Source organism: Streptomyces sp. NRRL B-24572 (genome assembly GCF_002156145.1).
GTDB classification, from domain to species: Bacteria; Actinomycetota; Actinomycetes; order Streptomycetales; family Streptomycetaceae; genus Streptomyces; species Streptomyces vietnamensis.
This window is the reverse complement of record NZ_MWIG01000259.1, coordinates 1-9,306: the sequence shown is the minus strand read 5'-3', so window position 1 is coordinate 9,306 and position 9,306 is coordinate 1. Positions and strand designations below refer to the sequence as shown.

Below are 9,306 nucleotides of genomic sequence, written 5' to 3'. Positions count from 1 at the left end.
GGCTAGCGACGCGCCGGCGGGGCCTTTCGGGGCGGTCGGAGTGCGCCGGGCGGTCGTGCGCCGGGAGGAGCCGCCGGCGCGTCGCTAGCCGAGGAGTCTCGGGGTGAGCGCGCCGCAGGGCAGCAGGTCGACCTCGGCGCCCGCGTCGCGCAGGTCCGTGAGGACCAGCTCGTCGTACATCAGGAGGCCGGACTGCTCCGGCCAGACGATGGCCCACAGCCACAGGCCGCGCGCCTCGCCCGCGAAGACCGCGCGGTCCTGCGGGGCGCCGGTGACGTGCCAGAGCGGGGTGGGCCGCCCGGCGGCGAGCACCTTCACCTGGGGTGGTTTGTCGATGGCCATGCCGGAGCCGGGGTCGACCCCGTCGATGCCGGCGTACCGCGCACCGAGGCCGACGCCGAGCTCCTCGGCGACCAGGAGCAGCTCGCCGATCCCGCCGAGCGGGCCGGGGCCCGAACAGGCGACGGCCGTCGCGCGCCCGCCGCTGCGGTCGTCCCCGGCGTACGCGACGCCGGTGAAGAGCCAGCCGACGGGCAGGGGCCACGGCATCCACACCGGGACGTGCGACCTGTGCACCACGACCCCGAGGCCCTCGACGCTGGGCGGGATCACGGGCTGGAGCGGGTGCACCGAGCCGTGCACGTCACACTGCCAGGAGTCGGCGAAGAGACCGGGCGCCCTGACCCGGCCACCGCACTTCGGACAACTGGGTTCGCCCCTCATAGGGCTCAACGGTCCTAGCTCTTCCGCCCCGCGTCAAGGACGACGGCACACGATCACCCGTCCGGCCCGGACCGTTCACCCTCGGTGGACACGCGCCGTTCCAGAGCGCTCAGTCCAGGTTCACGGACCTGCGCAGCGGGTCCCGCAGGTCCGTCCCCCCTGCCAGCCAGCGCTCCTCCAGGGCCTTCGCCCCGTGGACCCGCTTCCACGCGGCCTCGTTCGAGGTCATCGGGAGGAGGGGCAGGAAGCGGACCGGGTCCATCGGCTCGTCCAGTTCCAGGTCCTCCACCAGGCCGCCCGACTCGGCGACGAGCACCGAGCTGAAGGGGGCGCCGGGCCAGAGCGGGTCGCCGACGTCGAGCGAGGCGCCCGGGGCCACGACCACGCCCTCGACCTGCGGGGTGGCGGCGAGGACCGCGAGCGGGCGCAGCACCTTGTCGGTGTCGGCGAGCCCGCCCCGCACCGTCAGGACGAGCTCCGCGCGCGGGCCCTTCACCGGGTCGGCGAGCGCGGAGGTCGGATCGGCCATCGGCTGCGCGGACATCCCGAGGGTCGCGTACCGCACGAGGTCGCCGTCGACGAAGCGCAGCACCTCGATCCGGTCCGTGCCGAGGAAGGTCACCGCGGCCCGCGCGTCCGGTTCGCCGAGCGCCGACCGCAGTCGGGCCTCGACCAGTGCAAGAACTTCTCCCATGCGGGGAGCATAGATCGCGTATGGAACGGGCAAAGGAAGGGATTGACCCTCTGTCGGCTGATAGTGTTGGCCACTGGTCGGGATTCCCGACTGCTCGTCACACGTCATCCCCGACAGGGGACCGGCCGGAGGAGGTGGGACTGCGATGGACCGAAGTCGATCGGGCAGTACCAGCCGCTCTTCCGCCGCTCCGCACCCCAGCCTGGTGCGCTCCCACCGGTGACGTCCGGGTCCGGCACGGACCCGCCCCCTCCGGCATCTCGCACGACGGAAGAGCATTTTTCGCCTTTCCCTGTCTGTAGCGACCGCCGTCACCGCGACCCCTCGGTGCCGCCCGCTTTGTGGACGATGCACGTCTCCGTCCCCATTCCGGGCTGCGCCACGCTCGCCGACGGCCGATCCGTGAAGGAGCACGCCCATGTCGATGATCCGTGACCTCACCGCCGCCGTCCGCCCGAGCCTGCGGCACAGCCTGCGCAAGACCCCCACCACGTACACCTCGTACGACCCCACCCGCGACCACTCGGCGTCCAGCGCCGTGGTCGACTGCGCCGTCTACCGCGACGGGCGCCGGATCGACGACCGCGAGTGCCTCACGCCGCGCGGCGCGATGCGCCAGGTGCGGGAGAGCGGCGGCTTCGCCTGGATCGGCCTGCACGAGCCGACCGAGGCCGAATTCGCCGGTATCGCCGCCGAGTTCGGGCTGCACCCGCTCGCCGTCGAGGACGCCGTCCACGCCCACCAGCGGCCCAAGCTGGAGCGGTACGACGACACCCTCTTCACCGTCTTCAAGACGATCCACTACATCGAGCACGCCGAACTCACCGCGACCAGCGAGGTCGTCGAGACCGGCGAGGTCATGTGCTTCACCGGCCCCGACTTCGTCATCACCGTCCGGCACGGCGGCCAGGGCTCCCTGCGCAACCTCCGCCACCGCCTCCAGGGCGAGCCGGAGCTCCTCGCCAAGGGCCCCTCGGCCGTCCTGCACGCCATCGCCGACCACGTCGTCGACGGCTACATCGCGGTCGCCGACGCCGTCGAGCTGGACATCGACCAGCTGGAGATCGACGTCTTCTCGCCGGCCGCGAAGGGCTCCACGCGCGGCACGGACACCGGCCGGATCTACCAGCTCAAGCGCGAGGTACTGGAGTTCAAGCGGGCCGTCACGCCGCTGCTCCGCCCGATGCAGCTGCTGTCCGAGCGGCCGATGCGGCTCGTCGACCCCGACATCCAGAAGTACTTCCGGGACGTCGCCGACCACCTCGCCCGCGTCCAGGAGCAGGTCGTCGGCTTCGACGAGCTCCTCAACTCGATCCTCCAGGCCAACCTGGCGCAGGCGACCGTCGCGCAGAACGAGGACATGCGCAAGATCACCTCGTGGGCGGCGATCGTCGCCGTCCCGACGGCGGTCTGCGGCGTGTACGGCATGAACTTCAAGTACATGCCCGAGCTGGAGTGGAAGTACGGCTACCCGATGGTGCTCGGCGCCATCGCCGTCATCTGCTTCACCATCCACCGCACCCTCAAGCGCAACGGCTGGCTGTAGATAGGCTTCGGCCATGACCGATCAGTCGCTCGGGCCCGCCCTCGTCGAGGAGGCCACCAAGAAGTCCGGCCTCGTATGGGTGCGCGGCACGGGGCCCGCCCGTGCGCTCTGGCACGTCTGGCACGACGGCGCCGCGCACCTCGTCGGCGACGGCCCCGGCGAGCAGCCGCTGCCGGGCCTGGTCGACGGCGGTACGGCCGAGGTGACCGTCCGCAGCAAGGACAAGGGCGGCCGGCTCGTCGCCTGGACCGCCGCCGTCCGCGAGCTCTCCCCGGGTACGGAGGAGTGGGACGCGGCGGTCGCCGAGCTGAAGGGCAAGCGGCTCAACGCCCCCGACGGCGAGGCCATGCCGGAGCGCTGGGCGCGCGAGTGCCGGGTCGTACGGCTCGATCCGAGGTCCTCGACCACGGAGCTCCCGGACGGCTCCCTGGCCGCCGTACCGCTGCCGACGGCGGCGAACACCCGCCGGCCGGTCCCGGCGGGCCTGCCGAAGCTGCTGTTCCGCAAGAAGAAGCGCTGAGGCCTCACGTACGGGGCAGCTGCTTGCCGTAGTCGAGGGTCTCCTCCTTCGACGGCGCGGCGAGCGGGAAGTCCTTGTTCCACTCGGAGAGCACCACGACGCCCGCTCCCCCGCCCCGCGCGAACTGCACGGGGTACGGCTCGCCGTCCAGGGACACGTCGAGCGTGCCGCCCTCGCCGTCGGCGCCGCCCTTGACCTTGACCGTGCGGACCCCGCCGATCTGGTCCCGGTCTCCCTTGACCTTCTCGCCGTGCAGGCCGATGAGGCCGTCGAGGAGCAGCCCCATGTCGGTGAAGCCGCGCAGCTGCTTGTACGAGGGGTCGCCCTGCGGGACCTTCACGTACTTGTCGTCGAGCGTGTCGGCGGCCTCGGAGCCCGCCTCCGACGGCGCGTGGCCTTCTTTCTCGTCGTGGGCCCAGAAGCCCGCGTCGGCCTTCAGATAGAGCGCGTCGCCGACCCGCAGCAGCTCGAAGGTGCTGTTCTTCGTCGTCACCGAGCCGCTCGCGCCGTCCTGCTTGAGGCGCATGTTCAGCTTGAAGGTGCCGCCCTTGCTGACGAGGGTGCCGGAGAGACGCACCGCCTTCGCCGCGTCCGCCGCCGTCTGTGCCTTCTGCTCGATCTCGGGCGCGGAGAGTCTCCCCACCCCGTTCGTCCCCTCGTCCGGGTCGGCGGCGCAGGCCGTGAGTGCCACCGTCAGTCCGGCGCAGAGCGCCAGGGGCCTGACGGCCCTGCGGATACGCGATGACGGGGTACGAACGGTCATCTGCGCTGCCTCTCGTGTCGTGGGGGAAGCGTCGGGCCTCGGCCCGTACGGGAATGCGGGTGCGGGATCGCCGGTGCGGCCGCGTTCCGGCCGGGCGGAAGGGCCGGGTCCGGTGCCGGGGCCGATGGGGGGAACGGCAGACCGCAGCGTACCCGGGACAGGTGACGGGCCCCGCAGGCAGCCGTACGGAGGCGCTGCCGGGGCGGGGCGGAACGGCACGGGCTAGCCTGAATCCGGCAAAGCTCTGCAATCCCCGGCAAAGCTCTGCAACCGGATGGACGACTCACACCTAACGACCCGCATCGACAGCTCACATCGACCCATCGACCACTCGCATCGACGACTCGAATCGTGCGGCACAGAGGAGGCGCGTGGCATGGCGGCAGGCGCCCCCCGGATCTTCGTCTCCCATCTCGCCGGAGTCCCCGTCTTCGACCCCGTCGGCGACCAGGTCGGCCGCGTCAGCGACCTCGTGGCCATGCTCCGCGTCGGCCGCAGGCCGCCCCGGCTGCTCGGCATGGTCGTGGAGGTGCTGAGCCGTCGCCGGGTCTTCGTCCCCATGACCCGGATCACCGGCGTCGCCTCCGGCCAGGTCATCACCACCGGCGTCGTCAACATGCGGCGCTTCGAGCAGCGCCCCACCGAGCGGCTCGTCCTCGGCGAGCTCCTCGACCGGCGCGTCACGCTGGTCGAGTCGGGCGAGGAGGTCACCGTCCTCGACATCGCCATCCAGCAGCTGCCCGCCCGCCGCGACTGGGAGATCGACAGGGTCTTCGTCCGCAAGGGGAAGGGCGGGGTGCTGAGCCGCAAGGGAGAGACGCTGACCGTCGAGTGGTCCGCCGTCACCGGCTTCTCCCTGGAGGAGCACGGGCAGGGCGCCGAGAACCTCCTCGCCACCTTCGAGAAGCTGCGCCCCGCCGACCTCGCCAACGCCCTGCACCACCTCTCCCCCAAGCGGCGCGTCGAGGTCGCCGCCGCCCTCGACGACGACCGGCTCGCCGACGTCCTGGAGGAGCTGCCGGAGGACGACCAGGTCGAGATCCTCGGCAAGCTGAAGGAGGAGCGCGCCGCCGACGTCCTGGAGGCGATGGACCCGGACGACGCCGCCGACCTGCTGTCCGAGCTGCCCGAGGAGGACCAGGAGCGGCTGCTGACGCTGATGCAGCCGGACGACGCGGCCGATGTGCGCCGGCTCCTCGCGTACGAGGAGCGCACGGCGGGCGGTCTGATGACGACCGAGCCGATCGTGCTGCGACCGGACGCCACCGTCGCGGACGCGCTGGCCCGGGTCCGCCAGCAGGACCTGTCGCCGGCGCTCGCCGCGCAGGTGTACGTGTGCCGGCCGCCGGACGAGACGCCGACCGGCAAGTACCTGGGCACGGTGCACTTCCAGCGGCTCCTTCGCGACCCTCCGTTCACGCTCGTCAGCTCGCTCGTGGACAGCGATCTGCCGCCGCTCGGCCCGGACACCCCGCTGCCGGCGGTGACCAGCTACCTCGCCGCGTACAACATGGTCGCCGCGCCCGTGGTCGACGAGGGCGGCTCGCTGCTCGGCGCGGTCACCGTCGACGACGTGCTCGACCACCTGCTGCCGGACGACTGGCGGGAGACCGAGTTCCACGAGGAGGGGGCCGGGCATGGCCGCTGAGCGCATGCAGGACCGGGAGCGCGAGCGGGAGCGGTCCGTGCCCCGCATCCGGCTCGACCTGCCGCGCGAGCGGCGGACCCGGCTGCTTCCGGAGTACGACCCCGAGGCCTTCGGGCGGCTCTCGGAGCGGATCGCCCGCTTCCTGGGGACGGGCCGCTTCCTGGTCTGGATGACCCTGACGGTCGTCGTCTGGATCGGGTGGAACGTCTTCGCGCCGGCGTCGCTGAGGTTCGACGAGTACCCCTTCATCTTCCTGACGCTCGCGCTGTCCCTGCAGGCCTCGTACGCGGCTCCGCTGATCCTGCTCGCCCAGAACCGGCAGGACGACCGGGACCGGGTCAACCTCGAACAGGACCGGAAGCAGAACGAGCGGTCGATCGCGGACACCGAGTACCTCACCCGGGAGATCGCGGCGCTGCGGATGGGCCTCGGCGAGGTCGCGACCCGCGACTGGATCCGCTCGGAGATCCAGGACCTCATCAAGGAGCTGGAGGAGCGCCGGGATCTATTCCCGTCGGGCGAGGACCGCGGAAGTGACGTACCCGACCGTTGACGGCCCTTTCATGGGCCCGTGGTCCGCGCCGTACCATCGTCGGTATGGCTACGGAAGACGCGGTGCTCGAAGCACTGGCGACGGTGAACGACCCTGAGATCAACAAGCCGATCACTGAGCTCGGCATGGTCAAGTCGGTGGAGATCGGTCCGGACGGGAAGGTCGCCGTCACGGTGTACCTGACGGTCTCCGGCTGCCCGATGCGCGACACCATCACGCAGCGCGTGACCGAGGCCGTCTCCCGGGTCGAGGGCGTCACCGGCGTCGACGTCTCGCTGGACGTGATGAGCGACGAGCAGCGCAAGGAGCTGGCGGCGGCGCTGCGCGGCACGAGCGCCGAGCGCGAGGTCCCCTTCGCGAAGCCGGGCTCGCTGACCCGGGTGTACGCGGTGGCGTCCGGCAAGGGCGGCGTCGGCAAGTCCTCCGTGACCGTGAACCTGGCCGCGGCGATGGCCGCGGACGGTCTGAAGGTCGGTGTCGTCGACGCCGACATCTACGGCCACAGCGTGCCGCGGATGCTGGGCGCGGACGGCCGTCCGACCCAGGTCGAGAACATGATCATGCCGCCGTCGGCGAACGGCGTGAAGGTCATCTCCATCGGCATGTTCACCCCGGGCAACGCCCCGGTGGTGTGGCGCGGCCCGATGCTGCACCGCGCGCTCCAGCAGTTCCTCGCGGACGTGTACTGGGGCGACCTGGACGTCCTCCTGCTCGACCTGCCCCCGGGCACCGGCGACATCGCGATCTCGGTCGCGCAGCTCGTCCCGAACGCGGAGATCCTCGTCGTCACCACGCCGCAGCAGGCGGCGGCCGAGGTCGCCGAGCGGGCCGGCTCCATCGCCGTCCAGACCCACCAGAAGATCGTCGGCGTCGTCGAGAACATGGCGGGCCTGCCGTGTCCGCACTGCGACGAGATGGTCGACGTGTTCGGCACGGGCGGCGGCCAGAAGGTCGCGGACGGCCTGACGCAGACCACGGGCGCGACGGTCCCGGTCCTCGGCTCGATCCCGATCGACGTACGGCTCCGCGAGGGCGGCGACGACGGCAAGCCGGTCGTCCTGTCCGACCCGGACTCCCCGGCGGGCGCGGCCCTCCGCGCGATCGCCGGCAAGCTGGGCGGCCGCCAGCGCGGCCTGTCGGGCATGAGCCTGGGCATCACACCGCGCAACAAGTTCTGAGGCATGACGAAGGGCGCCCCCGTCGGGGGCGCCCTTCGTCATGGCGTCAGGCGTACGCGCCGAGGTCCTTCACCCGCGAGAACCCGAGACCGTACGCGCTCATCCCCCGCCCGTACGCCCCGATGTGCACGTCCCCGGCGGACCCGGCGAGGACCCACCCGAACTCGGACTCCCGGTAGTGGAACGGCACCGGCACCCCGTCCACCGGCAGCGACAGCGTGGACCACTCCGGTCCGTCGAGGTCGTCGGCGAGTTCGAAGGCCGTCTCGGTCTGCTGGTCCAGCCAGTTGTCGCGCAGCGCGTGGTCGAGCGAGGCGGGCCAGGTGTGGGCGAGCAGGCCCGAGCCGGCCAGCCAGGCGGCCGAGGAGACCGTGGTGGCGTCCAGGACGCCGGTGCCGTCCCCGGTGCGGCGCACGGGGTTCGCCGCGACCGTCACGACGACCGCGAAGCGCTCCTTCTCCGCGCCGCCCGCCTCGGACTTTATCGACGGCTCGTCACCGTGGCCCACCGAGCCGTGCTGGACGGTACCGTCCGCGGCCGTGCCGATCTGCATCAGCCGGCGCGGGCCGGTGAACGCCTCGTCGAGCCCGTACCAGGCGAAGGGTGCGCGCAGAAAGCCATCGGCTTCCACCCGACTCGTCGTCTTCATTCCGGCCGCCTCCTCGTTCCGTCAACAGAGGGAGGATAGCCACCGGTGAGCAGTGGGTCGGTGACAGGCCGTCGTCAGGTGGCGTCGGAGTCGTACGGAGGACGCTCACCGGTGTCCGGCTTGTCCTGCTTCTTGAGGAGGTCCGGGGAGCCGTTGACCGCGGCGGGAGCGGCCGAGGGCGTGGTCTCCCGGCCGTGGACGGCGTCGGCGACCTCGTTCATCTCCTTCTTGAGGTCGAACGTGCCGCGCAGCTCCTTGAGCTCCTTGAGGTCCTCGTTGTTCTCCAGCTGCTTGCGGAGGAACGTCTTGGGGTTGAGGTCCTCGAACTCGAAGTCCTTGAACTCCGGGCCCAGCTCGCTGCGGATGTCCGCCTTGGCGCTGTCGGAGAACTCGCGGACCTTGCGGATGAAGCGCGAGACGTCCTGGATCACCTTCGGGAGCTTGTCCGGCCCGAAGACGAGCACGGCGAGGACCACGAGCGTCACCAGCTCGAGTGCGCCTATGTCGCTGAACACCTAGTAGCTCCTTCACGCCGGTCCAGGGCCCGGTCCACGGTACCCGCCGAAACTGTCGGACGGGTACCTCCGGGGATCCGCCACATGGCGCTCAGGTGCCCTGCGAGGATCCGAGCGTCAACGTCTTTGTCAGCTCTTTGCCGTTCCGGGTCAGGGTGAGCTCCAGCTTGTCGCCGGGGCGGTGGGCGCGGATCTTCACGATGAGCTCCTCGCCGTTGTGCACGCGCTGGCCGTCGACCTTGGTGATGACGTCCCCGGGCCGGAGCCCCGCCTTGGCGGCCGGGCCGCCGGCGGTGACGGAGGCCGTGCCGTCCTTGCCCTTCTCGCCGACGCGGGCGCCGTCGCCCTGGTACTGCATGTCGAGGCTCACACCGATGACGGGGTGGGTGGCCTTGCCGGTGTTGATGAGCTCCTCGGCGACGCGCTTGCCCTGGTTGATCGGTATGGCGAAGCCGAGGCCGATGGAGCCGGGCTGGCTCGCGCCGCCGCCCTCGCCCTCGCCGGAGCCGCCGCCCGC

The 9,306-nt window shown here is 71.5% G+C and carries 11 protein-coding genes; 5 read left to right on the top strand and 6 right to left on the bottom strand.

Annotated features, from left to right (window positions below):
• Positions 1-84: 84 nt before the first annotated feature.
• Together CCN56_RS16055 and CCN56_RS16050 are read right to left on the bottom strand one after the other, a co-directional pair.
• Complete coding sequence (locus CCN56_RS16055) at positions 85-723, bottom strand: DUF6758 family protein (protein WP_086827540.1); 639 nt, start codon at positions 721-723, stop codon at positions 85-87.
• Positions 724-832: 109 nt separating this feature from the next.
• On the bottom strand, positions 833-1,417 hold the full coding sequence (locus tag CCN56_RS16050) for a suppressor of fused domain protein (RefSeq protein ID WP_041131108.1): 585 nt from the start codon (positions 1,415-1,417) through the stop codon (positions 833-835).
• Between the two features lie 418 nt (positions 1,418-1,835).
• Here CCN56_RS16050 and CCN56_RS16045 point away from each other — a divergent pair, with 418 nt between their 5' ends.
• Entirely contained in the window at positions 1,836-2,963 is a 1,128-nt protein-coding gene (locus CCN56_RS16045) for a magnesium and cobalt transport protein CorA (RefSeq protein ID WP_086827538.1), read from the top strand.
• 13 nt (positions 2,964-2,976) lie between these two features.
• Positions 2,977-3,483 (top strand): hypothetical protein, encoded by a 507-nt coding sequence (locus tag CCN56_RS16040; RefSeq protein ID WP_086827536.1) that lies wholly within the window; start codon positions 2,977-2,979, stop codon positions 3,481-3,483.
• Positions 3,484-3,487: 4 nt separating this feature from the next.
• On the opposite strand, the gene CCN56_RS16035 is transcribed toward CCN56_RS16040, so the two are convergent.
• Positions 3,488-4,246: a hypothetical protein gene (locus CCN56_RS16035; RefSeq protein WP_086827534.1), complete on the bottom strand. Its 759-nt coding sequence runs from the start codon at positions 4,244-4,246 to the stop codon at positions 3,488-3,490.
• Between the two features lie 376 nt (positions 4,247-4,622).
• Between CCN56_RS16035 and CCN56_RS16030 the strand changes: the two genes are divergently transcribed.
• The 3 genes from CCN56_RS16030 to CCN56_RS16020 are packed head-to-tail and all read left to right on the top strand — an operon-like array spanning position 4,623 to position 7,625.
• Positions 4,623-5,894, top strand: a complete 1,272-nt coding sequence (locus CCN56_RS16030; protein WP_086827532.1) for a magnesium transporter MgtE N-terminal domain-containing protein — start codon at positions 4,623-4,625, stop codon at positions 5,892-5,894.
• The gene (locus CCN56_RS16025; RefSeq protein WP_086827530.1) at positions 5,884-6,447 is read left to right on the top strand and encodes a DUF1003 domain-containing protein; all 564 of its coding nucleotides are present in this window, start codon (positions 5,884-5,886) and stop codon (positions 6,445-6,447) included. The genes CCN56_RS16030 and CCN56_RS16025 overlap by 11 nt, the downstream gene beginning before the upstream one ends.
• A gap of 44 nt (positions 6,448-6,491) precedes the next feature.
• Positions 6,492-7,625 carry an Mrp/NBP35 family ATP-binding protein gene (locus CCN56_RS16020; protein WP_086827528.1) on the top strand — a complete coding sequence of 378 codons (1,134 nt, stop codon included), beginning with the start codon at positions 6,492-6,494 and terminating at the stop codon, positions 7,623-7,625.
• A 46-nt stretch (positions 7,626-7,671) separates the two neighbouring features.
• On the opposite strand, the gene CCN56_RS16015 is transcribed toward CCN56_RS16020, so the two are convergent.
• From CCN56_RS16015 to CCN56_RS16005, 3 genes are all read right to left on the bottom strand, one after another.
• Positions 7,672-8,274 (bottom strand): hypothetical protein, encoded by a 603-nt coding sequence (locus CCN56_RS16015; RefSeq protein WP_041131101.1) that lies wholly within the window; start codon positions 8,272-8,274, stop codon positions 7,672-7,674.
• A gap of 74 nt (positions 8,275-8,348) precedes the next feature.
• Positions 8,349-8,789: a sec-independent translocase gene (locus CCN56_RS16010; RefSeq protein WP_086827526.1), complete on the bottom strand. Its 441-nt coding sequence runs from the start codon at positions 8,787-8,789 to the stop codon at positions 8,349-8,351.
• A 91-nt stretch (positions 8,790-8,880) separates the two neighbouring features.
• The coding region (locus tag CCN56_RS16005; protein ID WP_143664529.1) for a S1C family serine protease at positions 8,881-9,306 on the bottom strand (426 nt) is incomplete at its 5' end.